This is a genomic window from Streptomyces sp. SolWspMP-5a-2 (genome assembly GCF_900091845.1).
Classification (GTDB): domain Bacteria; phylum Actinomycetota; class Actinomycetes; order Streptomycetales; family Streptomycetaceae; genus Streptomyces; species Streptomyces doudnae.
This window is the reverse complement of the sequence record NZ_FMCI01000400.1, coordinates 1-25,408: the sequence shown is the minus strand read 5'-3', so window position 1 is coordinate 25,408 and position 25,408 is coordinate 1. Positions and strand designations below refer to the sequence as shown.

At 75.4% G+C, this 25,408-nt stretch carries 4 protein-coding genes and 1 pseudogene; 1 reads left to right on the top strand and 4 read right to left on the bottom strand.

Features of this window, described 5'->3' with window-relative positions; genetic code table 11:
• Window positions 1–21: 21 nt before the first annotated feature.
• The 3 genes and pseudogenes from GA0115242_RS39550 to GA0115242_RS39540 all read right to left on the bottom strand — a co-directional run bounded on the left by GA0115242_RS39550 (window position 22) and on the right by GA0115242_RS39540 (window position 18,729).
• On the bottom strand, window positions 22–15,690 hold the full coding sequence (locus GA0115242_RS39550; RefSeq protein WP_093836482.1) for a non-ribosomal peptide synthetase: 15,669 nt from the start codon (window positions 15,688–15,690) through the stop codon (window positions 22–24).
• A 172-nt stretch (window positions 15,691–15,862) separates the two neighbouring features.
• Window positions 15,863–16,159 (bottom strand): annotated as a pseudogene (locus GA0115242_RS42695) (glycine-AMP ligase); the annotation flags it as partial.
• Window positions 16,160–16,266: 107 nt separating this feature from the next.
• The gene (locus tag GA0115242_RS39540) at window positions 16,267–18,729 is read right to left on the bottom strand and encodes a condensation domain-containing protein (RefSeq protein WP_161353534.1); all 2,463 of its coding nucleotides are present in this window, start codon (window positions 18,727–18,729) and stop codon (window positions 16,267–16,269) included.
• Between the two features lie 333 nt (window positions 18,730–19,062).
• Between GA0115242_RS39540 and GA0115242_RS39535 the strand changes: the two genes are divergently transcribed.
• Window positions 19,063–20,112 carry a methyltransferase gene (locus tag GA0115242_RS39535; protein WP_093836480.1) on the top strand — a complete coding sequence of 350 codons (1,050 nt, stop codon included), beginning with the start codon at window positions 19,063–19,065 and terminating at the stop codon, window positions 20,110–20,112.
• Between the two features lie 88 nt (window positions 20,113–20,200).
• On the opposite strand, the gene GA0115242_RS42265 is transcribed toward GA0115242_RS39535, so the two are convergent.
• On the bottom strand, window positions 20,201–25,408 hold a 5,208-nt coding region (locus GA0115242_RS42265), incomplete at its 5' end, for a type I polyketide synthase (RefSeq protein ID WP_093836479.1).

The window sequence follows — 25,408 nt, the reverse complement described above, 5'->3', positions numbered from 1 at the left end:
ATCTGTTCGGCGATCCGGGAGCTACGTCGCGTCGGGGCCGGTCTCCCCCGGCTCCAGCTCGCCCGCCGCGATCTCCCAGATCTCGCGGACGACGTCGGGGTTCAGGAGCATCTCGCGGTGCGTGCAGTCGAGGATGTGCTCCCGCACCTCGCCGGAGACGAACGGCCGCCACAGTCCGGCCTTGGCCTCCGACTCCGCCGAGATCAGCAGCAGGGTGCCGGACGTCCTGCGGGTCCGGTGCGCCAGCAGGATCCGGGTGTTGTTGCGCACGATGCGGACGTACGCCTCGTGCTCCTCGCCGGTCAGCGCCCCGGCCACCGTCTCCTCCTGTTCGGCGAAGCCCGCCCGCTGCGCGGCGCTGGGCGGGCCGTCCACGGGACGGGCGTCCAGGACGATCAGGGACGCGATCTCCTCCCCCGCGTCCTGGAGCTGGGCGGCCATCTCCTGGACGACGTTCCCGCCGAAGGACCAGCCGAGCAGGTGGTAGGGGCCGGTGGGCTGCACCCGCCGGATCTGGGCGACGTAGTCGGCCGCCATCCGCGGCAGGGACTCGGGCAGCGCGGACTCGCCGGTGTCCATGCCCCGGGGGCGCAGGGCGTAGAGCGGCTGCTGCGGCGGGGCGGCGTCGGCGAGCCAGCCGTACTCCCAGCCCAGTCCCAGAACGGTGTGCGCGCAGAAGATCGGCGGACGGTCGCCGCTCGCGCGCATCGGGACGAGCACGTCCGTGGTCCGGTGCCGTCCCTGGCGGGACATCCAGGCCAGCAGGCCGGAGACGGTGGGCGCCTCGAACACTCCCCTGACCGGGACGTCCGCGTCGAGGACCGCCCTGATGCGGTTGACCAGCCGTACCGCGAGGAGGGAGTGCCCGCCCAGGTCGAAGAAGCTGTCGTCGACGCCGACGGAGGGGATGCCGAGGACCTGCTGGAAGACCGAGCACAGCAACTGCTCCCGCAGCGTGACCGGTCCCCGGCCGCCCGCCCCGCGCGCGGCGGAGTAATCCGGGGCGGGCAGCGCGGCGCGGTCCAGCTTGCCGTTCAGGGTCAGCGGCAGCCTCTCCATCCGCATGATCACCCCCGGCACCAGGTGCTCGGGCAGCCGCTCGGCCAGGAACTCCCGCACGTCCGCGACGAGTTCTCCCTCCGTCCCGGCCCCGGGCCCGGGTACGACGTAGCCGACGAGGGCCGGGTCGCCGGCCGGGTCCGCACGGGTGACGACGGCCGCCTGCGCGACCTGCCCGTGGGCGGCCAGGGTCGCCTCGACCTCGCCGGGCTCGATGCGGAATCCGCGGATCTTCACCTGGTCGTCCGCGCGGTCGAGGAACTCCAGGGCGCCGCCGGTGTTCCAGCGCACGATGTCGCCGGTCCGGTACATCCGCTCCCCCGCCGGGCCGAACGGGCAGGCCGTGAAGCGTGCGGAGGTCAGTCCAGGGCGTCCCAGGTAGCCGCGGGCCAGGCCGTCCCCGGCCACGTAGAGTTCGCCTGGCGTGCCGGGGGGCACGGGCCGCAGGCCGTCGTCGAGCACGTACGCCCTGATGTTGCGCAGGGGGCGTCCGATCGGCACCGACCCGCCGTCGCGGTCCGCGTCGCACTCCCAGGAGGTGACGGCGATCGACGCCTCGGTGGGGCCGTAGAGGTTGTGCAGCGGCACTCCCAGCTCCGCGCGGAAGCGGTCGCGCACCGTGGCCGGGAGCGCTTCGCCGAGGCACAGGACGGTGCGCAGGCCCGTGCACCGCCGCGCGGCGCCGCTGTCCAGGAAGGCGCGCAGGACGGAGGGGACGAACTGCGCGACGGTCACCCCGTCCCGCACGATCACGTCGGCGAGGTGGTCCGGGTCGGCGTGCGCGCCGGGGCCGGTCAGCACGACTGCGGCGCCGTTCAGCAGCGGCCAGAACAGCTCCCACACCGAGGCGTCGAAGCCGAACGACGCCCTCTGCAGCATGCGGTCGGTGGCGTCCAGCCGGAACTGCTCCTGCATCCAGCCCAGTTGGTTGACCACGCCGCGGTGCGGCACCGACACGCCCTTCGGGGTGCCCGTGGATCCCGAGGTGTACATCACGTAGGCCGGGTGGTGCGGGCGCAGCGGCGCCGTCCGGTCGGCGTCGGTGACCGTCGGGGGCGCCGTCCGGGCAGGCGCGGTGTCGGCCTCGGGTCCGTCCAGCGCGATCCACCGCGCCCGCGGGTCCGTCCCGGCGGGAGCGCCGAGGCGGGCGGTGATCTCCTCGTTGCTCAGCACGAGCACCGGCGCGGCGTCGGCGAGCACGAGGTCGACGCGCCTGCGCGGCTGGCCGGGGTCGACGGGGAGGTACGCGGCGCCGGTCCTGACGACGGCCAGCAGGGCGACGACCTGCTCGACGGACCGGTCGAGCACCACGCCCACCAGGGTCTCCGGGCCCGCTCCCAGGGTGATCAGGTGGCGGGCGAGCCGGCCGGACCGCTCGTCGAGTTCGGCGTAGGTGACCCGGTGGCCGTCGCGGACCAGCGCGACGGCGTCCGGGGAGAGGGCGGCCTGCCGGTCGAACAGCTCGGCCAGGGTGGCGTCCGGTGCCGGGCCGGCCGAGTCGTTCCACTCCTCGGTCACCAGGCGCCGCTCGGCGTCGTCGAGCACGTCGATGCGGGTCACCGGCAGGGCGGGCTCGGCGGTGACCGCCTCCAGGACCCGGACGAGGCGGGCGGCGAGCGTCTCCACGGTGGACCGGTCGAAGAGCTGGGACGCGTAGACGATCTCCCCGTCGAGGCCCGCGGGGGCGCCCGTCCCGTCGAAGCGTTCCCGCACCTCGATGTCGAGGTCGAACCGGGCCGTCAGTGCCCCGGCCGGTTGTTCCGTCACGTCCACCCCGGGCAGGCTCAGGGCTCCCCTCGGGTTGTTCTGCACCGCGAGCAGGACCTGGAAGAGCGGGTTGCGGGCCATCGAACGGGCCGGGGCCAGTTCCTCCACCAGCCGCTCGAAGGGGACGTCCTGGTGCTCGAAGGCCTCCAGGCTGGCCGCGCGCACCCGTTCGAGCAGTTCCAGGAAGTCCGGGTCGCCCGACAGGTCGGTGCGCAGCACCATGGTGTTGGCGAAGAAGCCGACGAGGTCGTCCAGTGCCTCGTCGGTCCGGCCCGCGACCGGGCTGCCGAGCACGATGTCCCGGCCCGCGCCGCTCTTGGACAGCAGCACCGCGACCGCCGCGTGCAGCAGCATGAACATGGTCACGCCCTGCCCGAGGGCCAGTTCGGCCAGCCGCCGGTGCAGCGGTGCCGGTATCCGCAACGGGACCAGTCCGGCGCGGTGGTCCGCGACGGAGGGCCGGGGGCGGTCCACCGGGAGGGCCAGTTCCTGGGGCGCTCCCCGGAGCCGGTCCTTCCAGTAGGCGACCTGGGCGGCGAGGACGCTGCCGGGGTCGTCGACGTCGCCCAGGAAGGCGCGCTGCCACAGGGTGTGGTCGGCGTACTGCACCGGCAGCGGCGTCCAGCCGGGCTCCTGGCCCGCGCGGCGGGCCCGGTAGGCCTCCGACAGGTCCCGCCACAGCGGGCCCATGGACCAGCCGTCACCGGCGATGTGGTGCACGACCAGGGAGAGCGCCCACTGGGCGCGGCCCGAGGACGCGTCGTCCGGCAGGGCGAACAGGCGTGCCTTGAGGGGCAGTTCGGTCGCGAGGTCGAAGGTGTGGGCGGCGATGCCGTCGAGGTGGCCGGTCAGTTCGTCCTCGGTGACGGTGGTGACCGGCAGGGCGACGGCCGCCGCGTCGGCGGGCAGGACGTGCTGGGAGGGCCGGTCGTCGACCTGGGGGAAGGTGGTGCGCAGGCTCTCGTGCCGGGCCACCACGTCCGCGAGGGCGGTGCGCAGGGCGACCGGGTCCAGCTCGCCGGAGATCCGGAGCATCAGGCAGATGTTGTAGAGGTGGTTGGGTCCCTCGATGCGGTCGACGAACCACAGGCGGCTCTGCCCGTAGGACACCGGCACCACGGGGGGCCGCGGCACGGGCGCCACGACCGGCCGGGGCGGTCCGCCCGCCTGGGCGAGCCGCCGGGCGAGACCGGACACGGTCGGGGTCTCGAACACGGCCGCCACGGAGGTCTCCGCGCCGAGGACCGCGCGGATGCGGCTGACCAGCCGTACCGCCAGCAGCGAGTGCCCGCCCAGGGCGAAGAAGTCGTCGTCGGGGCCGACCCGCGGCACCCCGAGGACCTCGGCGAAGACCATGGCCAGCAGCTCTTCGTACGGGGAGGACGCCGTGCGGGCGGTGCCGGTCTCCGACACCGGGTCGGGAGCGGGCAGGCCGCCCCGGTCGACCTTGCCGTTCGGGGTGAGCGGCAGGCGTTCGAGGACGGACACGAAGGACGGCACCAGGTGGTCGGGCAGTCGGCCTCCGACGAACTCCCGTATGCGCGCGGCCAGTTCACGGGCGTCCGCGGCGGGGTCCACCGGTGCCACGTAGGCGGCCAGGCGCTTGTCGCCGGGGGTGTCCTCCCGGACGACGACCACGGCCTGGGCGACCTCGGGGTGCGCGGAGACGGTGGCCTCCACCTCGCCGGGCTCGACGCGGAACCCGGCGATCTTGGCCTGGTCGTCGACCCTGCCGACGAACTCCAGCACACCGTCGGACCGCCACCGCACCAGGTCGCCGGTGCGGTACATCCGGGCGCCCTTCTCCTCGAACGGGCAGGCCACGAAGCGCTCGGCGGTCAGGCCCGGCCGGTCCGCGTAGCCGCGGGCGAGGCCGTCGCCCGCCACGTACAGCTCGCCCGGGACGCCGACGGGCACCGGGTGCAGGGCGCCGTCGAGGACGTAGGCGCGGGTGCGGGCCAGGGGCCTGCCGAGGGGGACGCCCCGGCCGCTGTCGACGTCCGCGCGGGTGACGGCGTGGGTGTGGGTGTAGGTGGTGCTCTCGGTGGGGCCGTAGCCGTTGGTCAGCGTGGTGCCCGGCAGGGTGTCGAGCAGGGTGCGGCAGTGCTCGGCGGAGAGCGCGTCGCCGCCGGTCATCAGGGAGCGGACCCCCCGCAGCGCCTCCACGTCGAGGTCGATGACCTGGTGCAGAAGGCCGGTGGGCAGCAGGAGGACGGTGGCCCGGTGCTCGGCGAGGAAGGCGCGCAGCACGGCCACGGAGGGGGTGCCCGCGGGTCCCACGGCCAGGGTGGCTCCGTTGAGCAGGGTGGCCCAGATCTCGAAGGTGGTGGAGTCGAAGGAGACCGACCCGAGGTGGGGGACGACGTCCCCGGCGCGCACGTCCGCGTAGTCGGCGGGGCGGACCAGGCGGTCGATGGCCCGGTGGGTGACGGCGACGCCCTTGGGCGTGCCGGTGGAGCCGGAGGTGTAGATGGTGTAGGCGGCGCTGTCCGGGTGCGGCGGGCCCGCCGGGACCGCGCCGTCCTCGGCGGCCACCGCCGCCCGGGTCCGCGGGTCGTCCAGGAGGACGACCCGCGGTGCGGCCGGGGTCGCGGGCAGCCGGTCGGCGACGTCGCCCGTGGTGAGGACGGCGACGGGGTCGGCGTCGCGCAGCATCAGCTCGATCCGGGCGGCGGGGTAGCCGACGTCGACGGGCAGGTAGGCGCTGCCGGACTTCAGCACGGCGAGGAAGGCGACGACCATCTCGGGCGAGCGGTCCATGGCGACGGCGACGAGGCGCTCGGGTCCCGCGCCGCGGGCGGCGAGGTGGCGGGCGAGCCGGTCGGAGGCCGTGTCGAGTTCGGCGTAGGTCATCCGGGTGCCGTCCGCGACCAGGGCGAGGGCCTGCGGGGTGCGGGCGGCCTGGGCCCGGAAGTGGTCGGGCACGGTGGCGGCCGGCGCCGGGCGCGCCGTGTCGTTCCACCGGGTGAGGATGCGGCCGCGTTCGGCCGTGTCGAGCAGTCCGATGTCACGGACGCGCCGGTCGGGTTCCTCGACGACGGACTCCAGCACGAGCAGGAGGCGGGCGAGGAGCGCCTCGACCGTGGCCCGGTCGAAGAGGTCGGTGGCGTAGGTGACGCCGCCGTCGATCCCGGCGGGCCGTCCCTCGTCGTCGAAGCGTTCGGCGACGTGGAGGTCGAGGTCGAACTTGGCGCGGGTCACGTCGGTGGTCAGGGCCTCGACGCGCAGGCCCGGCAGGTCGACGGAGGCGGTGGGCACGTTCTGCACGGCGAGCAGCACCTGGAAGAGGGGGTGGCGGGCCCGCGAACGGGTCGGCGACAGTTCCTCGACGAGCCGCTCGAACGGCACGTCCTGGTGTCCCAGGGCGCCCAGCGCCGAGCCGCGCACCCGGCCGAGCACCTCGGTGAAGGTCGGGTCGCCGGAGAGATCGGTGCGCAGCACCAGGGTGTTGACGAAGAAGCCGATGAGGTCGTCGGCGGCCTCGTCGGTCCGGCCTGCGACGGGGCTCCCGATCGGGATGTCCTGCCCGGCGCCGAGCCGGGAGAGCAGTACGGCGAGCGCCGCCTGCCACACCATGAACGTGGTGGCGCCCTGGTCGACGGCGAGTTTCGCCAGCTTCTCGTGGAGTCCGGCCGGTGCGGTCATCGGGACCCAGCGGCCCTCCCTGGTCGCCACGGCGGGCCGCGGCCGGTCCGTGGGCAGGTCCAGTTCCTCGGGGCTGCCCTTCAACGCGTCCTTCCAGAAGGCGACCTGGCGGCCCAGGAGGCTGTCCGGGTCGTCGCCGTCGCCGAGTAGGCCGCGCTGCCACAGGGCGTGGTCGGCGTACTGCACGGGCAGCGGTTCCCAGCCGGGGGCGCGGCCCGCCTGCCGGGCGGTGTAGGCGGTGGACAGGTCGCGCAGCAGCGGGACCATGGACCATCCGTCGGCGACGATGTGGTGGGTGACCAGGACGAGCACCGCCTCCCGGGCGCCGGGGCCGTCCACCTGGAGCAGGGTGGCCCGCACGGGCGGCCCGGCGGTGAGGTCGAAGACGTGGTCCGCGGCCTCGGTGACCCGGGCGTCGAGTTCCTCGCGGTCCACGGTCCGGACGTCGAAGCAGGGGGCGAACGCGTCGGCGGCGACGATGTCCTGGTAGGGCTCGCCGTCGATCTGGAGGAAGCGTGTGCGCAGGCTCTCGTGCCGGGCGAGCAGGTCGGTGAAGGCGGAGCGCAGCGCCGCGGTGTCGAGCGCGCCGGTCAGGCGCAGGGCGAGCGGGACGTTGTAGAGGGTGCCGGCGCCCTCGAGACGGTCCAGGAACCACAGGCGGCGCTGGGCGTACGACAGGGGCAGCCGCTCGGGACGCGGTCCGGCGGTCAGCGCGGGTCGCGTGGTGCCGGTCTGGACCGCCTCGACGGTGGCGGCCAGGCCGCTGACCGTGGACGCCTCGAAGACGGCGTGCACGGGGATCTCCACGCCGAGGACGGTCCGGATGCGGCTCACCAGGCGCACGGCGAGCAGCGAGTGGCCGCCGAGCACGAAGAAGTCGTCGTCCACGCCCACCCGGTCCACGTTCAGTACCTGCGCGAAGACCGAGCAGAGCAGTTCCTCGCGCGGGGAGGGCGGCCTGCGGACCGCCCCGGCGGCGACGGCCCCGGGTGCGGGCAGGGCCGCGCGGTCCACCTTGCCGTTGGGGGTGAGCGGGAGCCGGTCCAGTTCCACCACGGCGTCGGGCACCAGGTACTCGGGCAGTCGCGCGGCGGCGAACTCGCGGACGCCGGTGAGCTGTTCGCCGGGGGCCGGGGTCACGTAGGCCACCAGGCGCTTGTCGCCGGGGACGTCCTCGCGGACGGTGACGACCGACTGGGCGATCGCGGGGTGGCCGGCCAGCAGCGACTCGACCTCACCGGGTTCCACCCGGAATCCGCGGATCTTCACCTGGTCGTCGGCGCGGGCGACGAACTCCAGCGCGCCGTCGGCGCGTCGGCGCACCAGGTCGCCGGTGCGGTACATCCGGGCGCCTGCCTCTTCGAACGGGCAGGCCACGAACCGTTCCGCGGTGAGCGCGGCCCGGCCGACGTAGCCGCGGGCGAGTCCGGCGCCGGAGATGTACGCCTCGCCGGCGACACCGACCGGGACCGGTTCGAGGGCCGCGTCGAGGACGTACACGCCGGTGTTGTCCAGCGGGCGGCCGATCGGGACGACGTCGCCGATGGTGTCGGGGTCGGTCAGCGGGATCTGGGTGCCGATGACGGTGACCTCGGTCGGTCCGTAGCTGCTGCGGACGACGATCCCGGGGGCGGCCTCCAGGACGCGGCGGACGGCCTCCCTGGGCACCACGTCGGCGCCGGTGAGCACGTCGAGGACACCGGCGAAGGCGCCGGGGTCCTCCTCGGCGATGACCCGGAACAGACCGGCGGTCAGGTGGGCGTGGGTCAGTCCGTGGTCGGCGACGAGGGAGCGCAGCCGGGCGGCGTCGGTCCGGCCGGGCGGGGTGACGACGAGTTCGCCGCCGGTGAGCAGCCGCACCCACAGTTCGACGGTGGAGCCGTCGAAGGTGTGCGGTGCGGCGAACATGCCGCGGGCGGTGCCGGGGTGCCGCCAGCAGCGGTCACCGGCGAGGTCGACGACGTCGCGGTGGGTGACCCCGATGCCCTTGGGCTCTCCGGTGGAGCCGGAGGTGAACATGATGTAGGCGAGCTGGTCGGGCAGGCTGCGTCCGGCGACGGCGGTGGCGGGCCGGTCGGCCCACTCGGCGTCGCCCGCGTCGGCGACGACGACGGTGTCGACCAGCTCGCGTGCCTCCCCGGCGTACCGGCCGTCGGCCAGGCACACGGTGACTCCGGCGCGGTGGAGCATCTCGCGGGTGCGGGAGACCGGCTGGGCGGGGTCGAGGGTGAGGTAGGCGCCGCCCGCCTTCAGGACGGCGAGGAGGGTGGTGACGACGTCCGGGGAGCGGTCCATGACGACGCCGACCGGTGTCTCGGGGCCGACGCCGAGGTCGATGAGGTGGTGGGCGAGCCGGTTGGAGCGGGCCTCCAGTTCGCCGTAGGTGATCTGCCCGTCCTGGCAGAACAGGGCGACCGCCTTCGGCGCGCGGGACGCGCGGACGGCGAACACCTCGGGGACGGTGAGGGCCAGGGTGTCGCTGCGGGCCCCGTTCGACTCGCTGAGCAGGCGGCTGCGTTCGGCGCTGTCGTAGAGGTCGATCCGGGCGACGGGCCGGGTGGGGTCCGCGGTCGCGGCGTCCAGGACGCGCAGCAGCCGGTCGACGAGGGTCTGTGCGGTGGAGTGGTCGAAGAGGTCGGTGGCGTAGGTGAGTCCGCCGGTCATGCCGTCGGGCGCGCCGCTCCCGTCGTGGAGTTCGACGACCTGGAAGTCGAGGTCGACCTTGGCGGTCGTGGTTTTGCCGGGTCCGGCCTGCACGTCGAGGCCGGGCATCGACACGTGGGCCTGCGGCATGTTCTGCACGGCCAGCAGGACCTGGAAGAAGGGGACCCGGTCGGTGTAGCGGGCCGGTGCCAGTTTCTCCACGAGGCGGTCGAAGGGGACATCCTGGTGGTCGAGGGCGTCCAGCGCCGTCGTGCGCACCCGGCGCAGCACCTCGGTGAAGGTGGGGTCGCCGGACAGGTCGGTGCGCAGCACGAGGGTGTTGAGGAAGAAGCCGACCAGGTCCTCCAGTGCTTCGTCGGTGCGGCCCGCGACGGGGCTGCCCAGCGGGATGTCCTCACCGGCGCCCAGCCGGGAGAACAGCACCGCGACCGCGGCGTGCCACACCATGAACATGGTGACGCCCTCGGCCCGCGCCAGCTCCGCCAGCCGCCCGTGGAGCGCGGCGGGCACGTGGATGTCCGCCCAGCCTCCACCGCGTCCGGGTACCGCGGGGCGGGGCCGGTCGAAGGGCAGGGCGAGTTCCCGGGGGACGCCGTCGAGGACGGTCCGCCAGTGTTCGACCTGTGCGGTGAGCCTGCTGCCGGGGTCGTCCTCGTCCCCGAACAGCCGCTGCTGCCACAGGGTGTAGTCGGCGTACTGGACCGGCAGGGGCGCGAAGTGCGGTGCGTCTCCTTCCAGGCGTGCGGTGTAGGCGGTGGAGAGGTCGCGCCACAGCGGCGCCAGGGACCAGCCGTCACCCGCGATGTGATGCACCACCAGCACCAGCACCGAGAACTCGTCGTCCGCCCTCAGCAGCGAGGCACGCACCGGCAGCTCACCCGCCAGATCGAAGACATGACCCGACACCTCCCCGATCCGCCCCTCCAACTCCCCCTCGGGCACATCGACCACCGCGAGATCCACCACCGCGTCCCCGACCGGCACTACCTCCTGGAACGGCTCCCCCTCCACCTGCGGGAACCGCGTCCGCAACGCCTCATGACGCGCCACCACATCACCCAGCGCCTCCCCCAGCGCCACCGCGTCCACCCGGCCCGACAACCGCACCACCAACGGAATGTTGTACAGCGCGCTCGCCCCATCCAACCGGTCCACGAACCACAACCGGCGCTGCGCGAACGACAACGGCAACCGCACCGGCCGCTCCCCCGCCACCACCGCAGGACGCACCTCTCCCCCCGACACGCCCTCCAACCGCGCCGCCAACCCCGCCACCGACGGCGTCTCGAAGAGGTCGCGGACGCGCAGTTCGACGCCGAGGACGGCGCGGATGCGGCTGACCAGGCGGACGGCCTGGAGGGAGTGGCCGCCGAGGGCGAAGAAGTCGTCGTCGAGGCCCACCCGGTCCACGTTCAGCACCTGCGCGAAGACCGTGCGCAGCAGTTCGGCGCGCACGCCCGGCGCGCGCCGGGCGACCTGGGCGGCGGGCGGTCCGGTGGGGGCCGCCGTCGCGTCGTCGGGGGCGAGCACGTGCAGTCCGCCGTGGTCGTCCCAGCGGGCGTGCGCGCCGGTGGGCCGCAGGGGGGCGCCGTCGTCGGTGAACGGGCAGGGCACGGTGTCGTCCGCGGGTGCGCCTCCGGTGACGTGGACGCGTCCGGGCACGCCGGGCGGCACGGGCGCGAGACGGTCGTCGAGGACGTAGACCCGGGCGTCGGGCCCGGCGATCTGCGGCTGCTCGCGGGACCACTCCTCCACGATCCGCCGGCGTTCGGCGGTCCCGAGGACGTCGACGGTGTGCACCCGGGCCCCGGGTACGGCGGCGACGGCGGCCAGGACGCGCAGCAGCCGGGCGGTCAGGGTCTCGGCCGTGGCGTGGTCGAAGAGGTCGGCGGCGTAGACGACCACGCCCTCCATCCCGGCGGGCCTGCCCTCGGCGTCGAAGCGCTCGGCGACCTGCAGGTCGAGGTCGAACTTGGCGTCTCGGACGGTGGAGGGGAGCACCTGCGCGTCCGCCCCGTCGAGTTCCGGGACGAGGAGGGGGGTGGACTGCACCTCCAGGACGGTCTGGAAGAGGGGGTGACGGCCCATCGACCGGGGCGGGGCCAGTTCCTCCACCAGCCGTTCGAAGGGGACGTCCTGGTGGTGCAGGGCGTCCAGGGCGTCCCGGCGCACCCGCGCGAGGACCTCGGTGAAGGTGGGGTCGCCGGACAGGTCGGTGCGCAGGACCAGGGTGTTGACGAAGAAGCCGACCAGGTCCTCCAGCGCCTCGTCGGTGCGGCCCGCGACCGGGCTGCCCAGCGGGATGTCCTCGCCCGCGCCCAGCCGGGACAGCAGCACCGCGACCGCGGCGTGCCACACCATGAACATGGTGACGCCCTCGGCCCGCGCCAGCTCCGCCAGCCGCCCGTGCAGCGCGGCGGGCACGTGGACGGGGACGGCCCCGCCGCGGTGGCTCTCGACGGCGGGGCGGGGCCGGTCGGCGGGCAGGGCGAGTTCCGCGGGGGCGCCGTCGAGCGCCGCCCGCCAGTGGGCGAACTGCCGGGCGAGGACGCTGCCGGGCTCGTCGGCGTCGCCGAGCAGGTCGCGCTGCCACAGGGTGTAGTCGGCGTACTGGACCGCGAGGGGCGCCAGGTCCGGGGTCTTCCCCGCGCGGCGGGCGGTGTAGGCGGTGGAGAGGTCGCGCCACAGCGGCGCCAGGGACCAGCCGTCACCCGCGATGTGATGCACCACCAGCACGAACACCGCACGTTCCTCGTCCACCCTCAGCAGCGAGGCACGCACCGGAAGCTCACCCGCCAGATCGAAGACATGACCCGACGCCTCCCCGATCCGCCCCTCCAACTCCCCTTCCGCAACATCGACCACCGCGAGATCCACCACCGCGTCCCCGACCGGCACCACCTCCTGGAACGGCTCCCCCTCCACCTGCGGGAACCGCGTCCGCAACGCCTCATGACGCGCCACCACATCACCCAGCGCCTCCCCCAGCGCACCCACGTCCACCCGGCCCGACAACCGCACCACCAACGGAATGTTGTACAGCGCGCTCGCCCCCTCCAACCGGTCCACGAACCACAACCGGCGCTGCGCGAACGACAACGGCAACCGCACCGGCCGCACCCCCGCCACCACCGCAGGACGCACCTCTCCCCCCGACACCCCCTCCAACCGCGCCGCCAACCCCGCCACCGACGGCGTCTCGAAGACGGCGTGCACGGGGATCTCCGCGTCGAACAGGGCGCGGATGCGGCCCACGAGGCGGACGGCGAGCAGCGAGTGGCCGCCCAGCGCGAAGAAGTCGTCGTCCACGCCCACCCGGTCCACGTTCAGCACCTGCGCGAAGACCGAGCAGAGCAGTTCCTCACGGGGGCCCGCGGGGCGCGCGCCGCCCGCGGTGGTGAGGTCCGGGGCGGGCAGGGCCGCCCGGTCGAGCTTGCCGTTGACCGACAGCGGCAGGCGGTCGAGCGGCACGAACGCGGCGGGCACCAGGTGGGTGGGGAGGCGGGCGGCGAGGTGGGCGCGGAGCACGGCGGGCAGGTCGGCCGCGCCGGGCCGGACGGGCACCACGTAGGCGACGAGCCGCTTGTCGCCGGGGACGTCCTCGCGGACGACGACCGCGGCGTGCGCGATGTCCTCGTGCTCGGTCAGCCGGGTCTCGATCTCGCCCGGTTCGACGCGGAAGCCGCGGATCTTGACCTGGTCGTCGGCGCGTCCGGTGTACAGCAGGCTGCCTCCGGTGGTCCGGCGCACGATGTCGCCGGTGCGGTACATGCGGGTCCCGGGGCGGCCGAACGGGTCGGCGAGGAAGCGCTCGGCGGTGAGGCCGGGGCGGTCGAGGTAGCCGCGGGCCACGCCCGCGCCCGCGACGTACAGGTCGCCGTCGACACCGTCGGGGACGGGGCGCAGGCGGGCGTCGAGGACGTACAGCCTGACGCCGGGCAGGGGGCGGCCGATGGAGGGGGCGTCGCCGGGGCGCAGCGGGCCGTCGGCGGCGGCGATGACCGTGATCTCGGTCGGGCCGTAGGCGTTGCCGAACCAGCGGCCGGCGCCCCAGCGGTCCACGAGCGCCGGTGCGAGGGCCTCGCCCGCGACCCACAGGGTGCGCACGGAGTCGAGCCGGTGGTCGTCCTCGACCATGCCGAGGACGGTGGGCGGCAGTTGGAGGTGGGTGACGGCGTGCCGTTCGATCACGTCCTCCAGTCCGGCGCCGGGCAGCAGGCGGTCGGCGGGGGCGACGACGAGGCAGGCTCCGGCGGCGAAGGCCGTCATGATCTCCCAGGTGGCGACGTCGAAGCCGATCGACGCGAACTGCAGGAGCCGGTCGTCGGCGCGCAGGTCAGGCCAGCGCAGGGCGAGCAGGTTGACGGCGCCGGAGTGCGGGACGACGACGCCCTTGGGGGTGCCGGTGGAGCCGGAGGTGTAGATGACGTAGGCGGGGTGGTCGGGGCGCAGCGGGCCGGTGCGCTCGTCCTGGGTGAGCGGTGCGGCGGGCCGGGCGGCGACCTCGGCGCGGACGGCGGGGTCGTCGACGACGACCGGGGCCGGGGCGGAGGCGGGCACGCGCGCGGCGGTGGCGCCGGTGGCGAGCACGGCCACCGGGGCGGCGTCGGCGCACAGGTGGGCGATGCGGTCGGCGGGCTGGTCCGGGTCGACGGGGACGTACGCGGCGCCGGTCTTCAGGACCGCGAGGAGCGCGGTGACGAGGTCGGGCGAGCGGTCCATGAGGAGCAGGACGCGTCCTTCGGGCCCGGCGCCGAGACCGATCAGGTGCCGGGCCAGCCGGTTGGCGCGGGCGTCCAGTGCGGCGTAGTCGAGACGGTCGTCGGCGAAGGCGAGTGCGGGCGCGTGCGGGGAGGCGGCGGCGCGGTCGGCGAACAGGTCGGTGAGGGTGGGCGCCAGGTCGGGGTGGCCGGTGTCGTTCCACTCGGTGAGGATGCGGTGCCGTTCCGCCGCGGGCAGCACGTCGACGTCGGCGAGCGGGGTGTGCGGGGCCTCTTCGAGGGCGGTGACCACGTGGTCGGTGGTGGCGAGCAGCAGCCGGGTGACGAGGTCGGGGTCGATGGCCGCGGTGGCCTGGACGGCGAGGGCCAGCGCGTGGCCGTCGTCGTCGACGGAGACGAGCAGCGGGTAGTTGGTGCGCTCCCGGAAGGCGAGGAGTTCGGCCCCGGCGGGCAGGACGGTCCCGGGGGCGCCTGAGCCGTTGTGCCGGTAGTTCAGGACGGCGGTGAACAGCGGCGCGGGGGCCTGTACGCCGCTGGCGCGCTGGGCCGCGGCGAGCGGGGCGTGTTCGTGCGCCATCAGTTCGGCGAGCTGGCGGTGCATGGCGCGGACCGCGCCGGTCACGTCGGTGCGGTCGGTGCGGGCCCGTACCGGGAGGGTGTTGATGAACAGGCCGGGCACCTGGCCCGCGCCGTCGCCGGTCCCCATCCGGCCGAGGAGGAGGGTGCCGAAGACGACGTCGTCGCGTCCGGAGACGGCGGACAGCACGCGGGACCACACCACGTGCAGCACGGTCGCGGCGCTCACCCCGGCGCGGCGGGCCTGCGCGCGCAGCCTGTCCGTCAGCCGCGGGTCCAGGGGGGTGCGGCGTTCGGCGACGTCGTCCCCGTCGCCGCGGGCCTCCAGCACCCCGAAGGGCGCGGTGGGTTCGGTGACGTCGCCCAGCAGCCGGGTGAAGTGGGCGCTGTCGTCCCGGGCGGACGCGCTCAGCAGAGCCTGCCCGACGAAGGTGCGGTAGGGCCGGGGCGCGGGGAGGTCGACGCCCCGGCCGTCGAGGAGGGCGGTGACCTCGCGCAGCACGAGGTCGAGGGTGGTGTGGTCCTGGGTGATGTGGTGCATGCGGACGGCGAGCAGCCAGCGGCCGGTGCCGGGGTCGGCCGCGGTCCTGGCGTCCATCAGGGGGGCGCGGCGCAGGTCCATGGGTTCGTCGTCGAGGGCCAGCAGCCGTGCGGCGGCGTCCTGTTCACCGGCCGTGCCGTCCGTGAGGCCGACCTCGGTGACGGGCAGGTCGGCGTGCCGGTGCACGACCTGCACCGGGTGCGGCAGGCCCGTCCAGGCGAGGGAGGTGCGCAGGACGTCGTGGCGGTCGACGACCCGGGACAGCGCCGCGAGGAAGGCGTCGAGCCCGGCCCGGGTGTCGAAGCCCAGGACGTACCGCACGACGTAGGGGTCGCCGCCTTCGGTACCGGATCCGGTGTGCAGCCGGTGGTGGAAGAAGATGCCTTCCTGCAGCGGGCCCAACGGGTAGATGTCGGCGACGTCGGCCGCGCCGCCGGGCAGCGCGTCGGTGACGGTGCGCAGTTCGGCCTCGGTGAGACCGGCGAGCGGCACCATCTCGGGGGTGATGCGCGTGGTGCCGGGCGGGACGGTGGCCCCGGGGACCTCGACCGGCTCGGGTCCGGCGGCGGCGGCGAGCGCGGCGGGGGTCGGAGCGGTGAACAGGGTCCGCGTGTCGACGCGGACGCCCCGCTCGTGCAGGTGCTCCACGAGGCGCACGGCGAGCAGGGAGTGGCCGCCGAGCGCGAAGAAGTCGTCGTCGGCCGCGACCTCGGGCACGCCGAGGACCTCGGCGAAGGCCGCGCAGAGGATCTCCTCGCGCGCGGTGGCGGGGCCCCGTCCCCGCCCCGGCGGTCTCCGGTCCCGGCGCGGGCAGCGCGGCGCGGTCGAGCTTGCCGTTGGCGGTGAGCGGCAGCCGCTCCAGCGGGACGCAGGCCGCGGGCACCATGTGGGCGGGCAGCAGTGCGGCGGCGTGCTCGCGCGCCCGGCGGGCGAGCGCGGCCGCGGCCTCTCCCGCGGCGTCGGCGGGGTCGCGAGGCACCAGGTAGCCGACGAGGCGGCGGTCGCCGGGTGTGTCCTCGCGCACGGTGACGGCCGCCTGGGCGACCTGTCCGTGGCCGAGGAGGGCCGCCTCGATCTCGCCGGGTTCGACGCGGAAGCCGCGCACCTTCACCTGGTCGTCGGCGCGGCCGAGGTAGGTGAGGGTGCCGTCGGCGTCGCGGCGGGCCGTGTCGCCCGTGCGGTACATGCGGGTGCCCGTCTCGAAGGGGCAGGCCACGAACCGTCCGGCGGTCAGCGCGGGGCGGTCCAGGTAACCGCGGGCCACGCCGGGGCCGGTCACGTACATCTCCCCCGTCACGCCGGGGGTACCGGGCGCAGGGCGCCGTCCAGGACGTGCACGCGGGTGTGGTCCAGCGGGCGGCCCGCGGGAGAGGCGCCGTGCGGTCCGTGCTCCGCGCGGGCGTCGAGGTCGAGGTGGGTGACGTGCACGGTCGTCTCGGTGATGCCGTACATCGTGACCAGGCGCGGGCCGTCGGCGCCGTGGCGGGCGTGCCAGTCCCCGAGCCGCGCGGGGTCGAGGGCCTCGCCGCCGAGCACCACGAGCCGCAGGCGGGCGTCGAGCGGGGCGGGGTCCTGCCCGGCGTCGGCGCGGGCGAGCTGCTGGAAGGCGGACGGGGTCTGGCTGAGGACGGTGACCCCTTCGGAGACCAGCAGCTCCCGGAAGTCGGCCGGGGAGCGGGAGGTGTCGTGGTCGACGACGACCAGGCGGCCGCCGGTGAGGAGCGCGCCCCACAGTTCCCACACCGAGAAGTCGAAGGCGTAGGAGTGGAACCAGCTCCACACGTCGTCGGCGCCGAAGCCGTACCGGACGGCGGCGGACCGCAGCAGCGTGGTGACCTGCGCGTGGGCGACGACGACGCCCTTGGGGGTGCCGGTGGAGCCCGAGGTGTGGATGACGTAGGCCGGGTGGGCGGGCAGCAGGGGGGTGGTGCGTTCGTCCTGGGTGAGCGGGCCCGCGGGGTGCGCGGCGACGGCGGAGCGGACGGCCGGGTCGTCGAGCACGAGGCGGGGCACCGCGGGGCCGGTGGCGGTGCGGGCGGCGACGTCGGTGGTGGTGAGCAGGACGGCGGGGGCGGCGTCGGTCAGCAGGGCGCCGATCCGCGCGGCCGGGTACGCCGGGTCGACCGGCAGGTAGGCGGCGCCCGCCTTCATGACCGCGAGCAGGGCGGTGACCAGGTCGGCGGTGCGGTCCATCGCGACGGCGACCCGGGTCTCGGGGCCCGCTCCGTGCGCGACGAGATGGCGGGCCAGCCGGTCGGACGCGGCGTCGAGTTCCGCGTAGGTGAGGGTGGTGGCGCCGTCCGTGACGGCCGGCGCGTCCGGCTGGGCGGCGGCCCGCGCGGCGAACAGGTCGGGCACGGTCGCGGCGGGCGGCGGGGGTGTGGTGTCGCCCGCGACGGCGAGCAGCCGCTCGCGCTCGGCGGGTGAGAGGACGTCGAGGGTGTGCAGCGGGCTGTGCGGTGCGTGGGCGGCGTGCCGCAGGACGCGCAGCAGGCGGTCCGCGAACGACTCGGCGGTGGCGTGGTCGAACAGGTCGGCGCAGTAGTGCAGTTCGACGTCCTGACCGGCGGGCCTGCCCTGCTCGTCGAAGCGTTCCTGGACCTGGAGGTCGAGGTCGAACTTGACCAGCGGGGGCGCGGCGAACTCCGCGACGGCCGTCAACCCGGGCAGATCGACCGGTGTACGCGGGGTGTTGTGCAGGGTGAGGTTGACCTGGAAGAGGGGGTGGCGGGCCAGCGAGCGGGCCGGTGCCAATTCCTCCACGAGCCGTTCGAAGGGCACGTCCTGGTGGTCGAGGGCCCGCACGGTGGCGCGGCGCACCCGCCGGAGGACCTCGGTGAAGTCGGGGTCGCCGGAGACGTCGGTGCGCAGGACCAGGGTGTTGACGAAGAACCCGACGAGGTTCTCCAGATCGGCCTCGTTGCGTCCGGCGAAGGGGCTGCCGACCGGGATGTCGTCACCGGCGCCGAGCGTGGAGAGCAGGACGGCGACCGCGGCGTGCCAGACCATGAACAGGGTGGCGTCCTCGGCGCGCGCCACGTCGGCGAGGGCGGCGTGCAGGTCGGCCGGGACGTCGAGGCGTACGGTGCCCCCGGCGTGCGCGGGGACCGCGGGCCGCGGCCGGTCGGCGGGCAGGGCGAGTTCCTCGGGGGCCCCGGCCAGTGCCGCGCGCCAGTGGGCGAGTTGCTCCGTGAGCAGGCTTCCGGGGTCGTCGGCGTCGCCGAGCAGCTCGCGCTGCCACAGGGTGTAGTCGGCGTACTGCACGGGCAGCGGCGCGAGTTCGGGCTCGGCGCCCGCCAGGCGCGCGGTGTAGGCGGCGGAGAGGTCGCGCCAGAGCGGGGCGGCCGACCAGCCGTCGGCGGCGATGTGGTGCAGGGCCAGCACGAGGACCGCGGTGCGGTCGTCGACGGTCAGGAGCCGGGCGTGCCACGGGATGCCGGTCGCCAGGTCGAAGACGTGGCGGGCGGTGCGGGCGATCTCGGCGTCCACCTCGTCGGCGCGCACGGCGTCGACGGTCAGCAGGTCGGGGAGGTCGCCGACGGGGACGACCTCCTGCACGGGTTCGCCGTCCACCTGGGGGAAGCGGGTGCGCAGCGCCTCGTGGCGGGCCACCACGTCGTGCAGTGCGGCCCGCAGCGCGGCCACGTCCAGCGCACCGGACAGCCGCAGTACCAGCGGGACGGTGTAGAGCGCGCTGGCTCCCTCCAGCCGGTCCACCAGCCACAGCCGACGTTGCGCATACGACGCAGGGATCACGTGCACTCCTCAATGCGGGCTGGGCCGTCGATGCCTGCTGCGCCTGCTGCGCGGGCGCGCTCCGGCCCCCTGTGGGCACTTGTGATGGTGCGGAGAAGTCGCGGGGCCCAGCATCGGTGGGAGCCACAGTTACGACCGTCTCCGGCACGCGCCGGGGGTGCGTCGGCCCGCCGCCGCGGTCGCGTCGGCCCCGCGCCCTCCGCGGGGCGAGGGGTGTCCGGCCGCCGACGGCCCGTAACGGTGGGGAACGTCGTTGCCGCCCCACCGTGGCCCGCCTAGCGTTTCGAGACCATCGCGCCGTGGCGTCCGACGCCGTTCACTCCTTGGAGAGCCATGCAGAACGCCGCCCACGAAGACGATTCCGTCCTTGAGCGTTTCCACTTCCTCGTCAACGCGCCGGCGTTGTTCAACGCCGTCACGACCGCCGCCGAACTGCGGATCTTCGCCTTCCTCTCGTCGAAGCCCGGCTCGGACGCGCAGGACATCCGGGCGTTCTGCGGCCTGCCCGCCCATCAGCTGCGCGTGCTGCTCCAGGCGGTCTGCACGACGGGGCTGCTGGAGCGCCGGGACGGCGTCTACCACAACTCAGCCGTCGCCGAGAGCCTGCTGGCGGCGGACGACGAACCGGACAGCTGGAGCCACATCCTGACCGGCTGGAAGGAGGTCTACTATCCGGCGTTCGCGCACATGACGACGGCCCTGCGGGCGGGCACCAACACCGCTCTGCAGGCCCATCCCGGTGACGAGCCGACCCTGTACGGGCGGCTGGCCCACGATCCGGGGCTGGAGGAGGTCTTCCACCGGGCGATGACCGCGTTCACCCTCCGTTCGGTCGACGCGCTGATCGAGCAGCCGGTCTTCGACGGCGTACGGCACGTGCTGGACGTGGGCGGCGGCGACGGCAGCACCTCGGCGCGGCTGGTGGCACGTCATCCCGGGCTCACGTCGACGGTGTTCGACATGCCGAGCGTGTCCCGGCTGGCGTCCGGGGCGGAGGCCGGCGCCCACCCCGACCGGGTGAGCCTGGCGCCGGGGGACATGTTCACCGACCCGTTCCCCGAGGGGCCGGACGCGGTGCTGTTCAGCCATGTGCTGGAGATCTTCGACGAGGACTCGATCCTGCTGCTGATGCGCAAGGCGTACGCGGCGCTGCCGTCCGGCGGGCGGGTCGTGGTGTACGGCTACAACGTCTCCGACGACGAGACCGAGGGCGTGTTCGGCGCCCGCCTCGGGCTGTACTTCAACGTCCTGGCCAGCGGCCGGGGGATGGCGTATCCGGCGCGCGACTACGAGCGCTGGCTGCGCGCGGCCGGGTTCGACGAGGTCGGGACCGTCTCGGGCCTGCCCTACGAGCACGGGCTGAGCCAGGGGGTCAAGCGCTGAGAGCGAGGGCCCCGCGGCGCACCTTTCCCGGTGTGCCGCGGGGCCTCCGTCAGGGGCTGGTCCGTGCCGTCCGTTCCACGGTCGCGGGTCAGCCCCTCTCGCGTGGCCGCAGCCGCGGACGGCGCCGGGTGCGGGGAGCGGCGCGGAGGCCGAGGAGATGGTCGGCCAGGGTGTCGGGCGTGGGGCAGTCGAAGACGGTCGCGGCGCTGATCTGCAGGCCGGTGACGGCGCCGAGCCGATTGCGCAGCCGGGTGGCGGTGAGCGAGTCGAAGCCCATGTCGACGAAGCTGCGTCCCGCGGCCACCGCGTCCTCGGTCTCGTGCCCGAGCACCAGGGCGGCGTGGGTGCGCACGAGCCGCAGCATCTCGGCGCCGCGTTCGTGCTCGGGCAGGGCGGCGAGCCTCCGCCCGAACTCCTCGGGGTCCTGGGCGGCGTACCGTCCGTCCTCGGCCGGGCGGAGTCCGTTCGCGGCCCTGCGCACGACGGGGACGTCGTCGAGGAGGCGGGCGAGCGGCCGGGCCGCGGGGGTGGCGGCGACGTGGGCGGCGAGGCGGTCCCCGTCGGCGTCGAAGACGACGACGCGGGTCTCCCCGGCGCGCACCGCGCGCTCGAACGCCCGCAGGGCGAGGTCCGGGCGCATCGGGGTCAGGCCCACGTCCCGGGCGGCGTCGTCCCCGGTGGCGGTCCCGGTCCGCGGTCCCCAGGCGACCCGGGTCACGGGCAGCCCGGCGGCCCGGCGCTCCTCGGCCAGGGCGTCGAGGAGGGCCTCGGCCACGGCCCGTCCGGCCCGGCCGGGGACACCCGTGACGGCGGCCAGGGAGGAGAGGAGCACGAAGGCGGTCGGCCCGGTCCGTTCCCGGGTCAGCTCGTGCAGGTGCCGGGCCGTCGCGGCCTGTCCGCGCAGCGTCTCCTGGAGGGAGGCGGCGGTCCGCCCGGCGAGCGGGCCGTCGTCGGGCGCCTCCGCGGTGTGCACGACGGCGGTCAGGGGACGTGTCGCGGGGACGGCGTCCACCAGGGCGGCCGCGGCGGCCTCGTCGCCCAGGTCGCAGGTGACGAGGTCGGCGGCGGTGCCGAGGGCGGTCAGGTCGGCGCGCAGCGCGTCGGCCTCCCGCGCGTCGCGGCCCGGTGGTGCGACGAGCAGCAGGTGTTCGGCGCCGCCGCGGGCCAGAGAGAGGGCGATCTCGCGGCCGAGGTCCCCGGTGCCGTCGGTGACGAGGACCGTGCCCCTGGGCGGCCAGGGGGTGGCGGCGGAGGGAGGGGCCGTGTGCTCGGCGGGGCGGGGGGTCGCGGGGGCGGGGGCCCGCTGGACGCGCCGGGCGAAGAGGCCCGCGCCGCGCACGGCGAGTTCGTTCTCCCCGGCCGCCTCGCGGTACCCGGCGGGGCCGTCGCCGCCGAACGCGCTCGTGCTGCGGGCCAGGACGGCCGTGAGCAGTCCGGCGGTCCACTCCCCGACGCGGGCGGGCAGGTCGACGGAGCCGGTCCAGTGCGCGGACTCCTCCCGGGCGGCGACGCGTCCGAGGGCCAGGACGGCGAACTGCTCGGGGTGCGGGACGGTCTCGGCGTCGCCGACCGCGGCGGCGGAGCGGGTGGCGTGCCACACGGGGACCCGGCTGCCGTTCTCGTCCAGGACGCGCAGGAGTTCCAGGGTGAGGGCCACTGCCTCGGGCACCGCGTCGTGCCCGGGGTGCCCTCCCGCGGCGAGGGCCAGCAGGGACAGCACGCCGGAGACGGTGCCGGTGTCGTCCACCGCGGCACGGTACTCCCCGGCCAGGGCGTCGGTGCCGGTGACGGGCACGACGACGGGCCGCGTCCCCGGCGTGGACAGCGCCGCGACGAGATCGGTGACCCAGGGGCTGCCCGCCCGCTCCGCGGGGACGGGCAGGAGCCAGGTGCCGGCCGGTGCCGGGGGCGGCACGGTGACCGCCGTCCAGGCGGTGCGGTGGCGCCAGCCGTCGACGAGGGCGTCCTCCTGCCTGCGGCTCCGGTAGGCGGCCAGCAGGGGCAGCAGCGCGGCCGTCGACTCGGCGTCCCCGAGGGCGAGTTCGGCGGCGAGGGCAGCGTCGTCGCCCTGCCCGGCCGGGAGGAGGGGGTCGCCGGTCCGCCGCGGGTCGCCGCCGTCCGAGGGCAGCCAGTAGTCGGCGCGCTGGAAGGCGTACGTGGGCAGCTCGACCGGGTGCGCGGGGCTGTCCGGGGCGGCGAGGACGGCGGACCAGTCGATGCCGGCGCCGCGCGTGAACAAGCGGCCGAGCGCCTCGACCAGGGTGGCGCGCTCGCCCTGTCCGGCGCGGAGTGTGGGCACGAACTCGGCGGCGGGGGCGCTGTCCTGGCCCAGGGCGGACAGCACGGCGTCCGGGCCGATCTCGACGAAGGTGGTCACGCCCTGGGCGGCGAGGGCGGTGACCCCGTCGGCGAAGCGGACCGGTTCGCGCACGTGCCGCACCCAGTGCTCCGGCTCCAACGGCCGGTCGGCGGACAGGAGTTCCGCGCTCAGGTGGGACATGAGGGGAATCTCGGGCGCGTTGCAGACCAGGTCGGCCAACTCCGCGCGCAGCGGGGCCAGTACGGGGTCCATGAGCGGTGAGTGGAAGGCGTGCGGCACCGTGAGCCGCCGGGTCCTGGCACCACGCTCCCCCAGCTGGGCGGCGATCTCGGTGACCGCGTCCCGGGCGCCGGACAGTACGACGGAGTCGGGCCCGTTGACGGCGGCCACGGCGACCTCGTGGCCGCGGTCCGCGAGCAGCGGCACGACGTCGGCCTCCGGCAGCCGGACGGCGACCATCGCGCCGTCCTCGGACAGGCCCGCCATGAGCCGCCCGCGGGCGGCGACGAGCCTGCACGCGTCGGGGAGGGTGAGCACACCGGCGACGTGCGCGGCGGTGATCTCCCCGGCGGAGTGCCCGGCGACGACGTCGGGGTGTACGCCCCAGGAGGTGACGAGCCGGTGGAGCGCGACCTCGACGGCGAACAGCGCGCACTGGGCGCGGAGCGTCCCCGCGAGGGAGCGGGCCGCGTCCTCACCGGTGTCGAGGACGGCGTCCCGCAGGGGCGGTTCACCGGGCAGCAGGGCGTCGAACTGGGCGCAGACGGCGTCGAAGGCCTCGGTGAAGACGGGGTGGGCGCGGTACAGCTCGCCCGCCATGCCCGCGCGCTGGCTGCCCTGGCCGGTGAACAGGAAGGCCGTGCGTCCGGTGGACGCGCTGCCGGTCACCAGGTGCGGCGAGGGTCCGCCGGCGGCCAGTGCGGCGAGCCCCGACTCCAGCTCCTCGCGCCGTTCGCCGACGACGGCCGCCCGGTGTGCGAACGCCGAGCGCCGGGTGGCCAGTTCGCGTGCCACGTCGTGCGGGGCGGGCGCGGCGTCGGCGGGGAGCCGCCGCAGGTGGGCGAGGAGGCGGCGGGCCTGGTCGCGCAGCGCGTCGGGGGTGCGTCCTGAGACGACCCAGGCGACGGGCCCGGCCGGGGTGGCCGGGGTCGGGGGTGCCGGGGTGGGCTCCTCTTCCCGGGGCGCCTCCTCGACGATGACGTGCGCGTTGGTGCCGCTGATGCCGAAGGAGGACACACCGGCCCGTCGGGGCCGTGCGCCCGCGGGCCAGGCCACGGAGTCCCGCAGCAGTTGCACGCCGCCGCCCGACCAGTCGACGTGGTCGGAGGGTTCGTCCAGGTGCAGCGAGCGGGGCAGCACGCCGTGCCGCATGGCCTGCACCATCTTGATGACGCCCGCCGCTCCGGCGGCGGCCTGGGTGTGTCCGATGTTGGACTTCACCGAGCCGAGCCGCACGGGGGCGGTGTCGCCGCCGCGCTGTGCGCCGTAGGTGGCGATCACGGCCTGCGCCTCGATCGGGTCGCCGAGCCGGGTGCCGGTGCCGTGGGCCTCGACGGCGTCGATGTCGGCGGCCGTCAGGCGGGCGTCGGCGAGGGCCGCGCGGATGACGCGCTGCTGGGAGGGGCCGTTGGGGGCGGAGAGGCCGTTGGACGCGCCGTCCTGGTTCGTGGCGGTACCGCGTACCAGGGCGAGGACCGGGTGGCCGTGGCGACGGGCGTCCGAGAGCCGTTCCACCAGCAGGACCCCGGCGCCCTCGGCGAGCGAGGTGCCGTCCGCGTCGGCGGAGAACGGCTTGCAGCGCCCGTCGGGCGCCAGGCCCCGCTGGCGGCTGAAGCCCATGAGGGCGCCAGGTCCCGGCATCACCGCGACGCCGCCGGCCAGCGCGAGGTCGCACTCGCCGGTCCGCAGCGCCCGGACGGCCAGGTGCAGGGCGACGAGCGAGGAGGAACAGGCGGTGTCGACGGTGACGGCCGGGCCTTCGAGACCCAAGACGTAGGCGACCCGCCCGGATATGACGCTGCCCGCGGTGCCGGTGATGAGGTGTCCCTCGGTGCCCTGTCCGGCGTCGTGGAGGCGGGGTCCGTACTCCTGGTAGTGCGCGCCGACGAAGACTCCGGTCCGGCTGCCGCGCAGGGACGCGGGGACGATGCCCGCCCGCTCGACCGCCTCCCAGCCGGTCTCCAGGAGCAGCCGCTGCTGGGGGTCGGTCGCCAGTGCCTCGACCGGCGAGATGCCGAAGAACCCGGCGTCGAAGCGGCCCGCGTCGTGGAGGAACCCGCCCTCGCGGACGTAGGCCCGGCCGGGTGCGTCGGGGTCGGGGTCGTACAGGGCGTCGAGGTCCCAGCCGCGGTCGGTGGGCAGCGGGCCGATGGCGTCGCCGTGGGAGGCGACGAGGCGCCACAGGTCATCGGGGGTGGTGACGCCTCCGGGGTAGCGGCAGGCCATGCCGACGACGGCGATCAGGTCGTCGGTGCCGGGGGCCGCGGGGCGGACGGGGTCGTTCGGCTCCGGTCGGGCGGTGGTGTGCTCGGGGCCGAGGAGTTCGGCGAGGAGGTGGTCGGCGAGCGCGGCGCAGGTGGGGTGGTCGAAGGCCAGGGTGGCCGGCAGCCGCAGTCCGGTGGCCGCGGCGAGCCGGTTCCGCAGGTCGACGGCGGTCAGCGAGTCCAGTCCGAGGTCCTTGAAGGCCCGGTCCGGCGCGACCGCGTCCGCGTCGTCGGCGTGGCCGAGGACGGTGGTCGCCTGGGCCCTGACCAGGTCGAGCAGCGTGTCGTGGCGTTCGGCGGGCCGCCGTGCGAGCAGTGAGGCCCGCAGCTCCGCTGCCCGGTCCCCGGTGCCGGTGCCCGTGTGGGGCGTGACGGCGCGGCGCCGGGTGGTGACCGGCTGCCGGATCAGGGCGCGCAGCATGGGGTGGGCGGACGCGTCGCTCGCCCCGGTGGCGGGGGAGTCGAGGCGGGCGGCGAGCAGAAGACTCTCCGC

Coding starts and splice junctions, on each gene's coding strand:
- GA0115242_RS39535 (WP_093836480.1), top strand. CDS start 19,063: ATGCAGAACGCCGCCCACGAAGACGATTCCGTCCTTGAGCGTTTCCAC.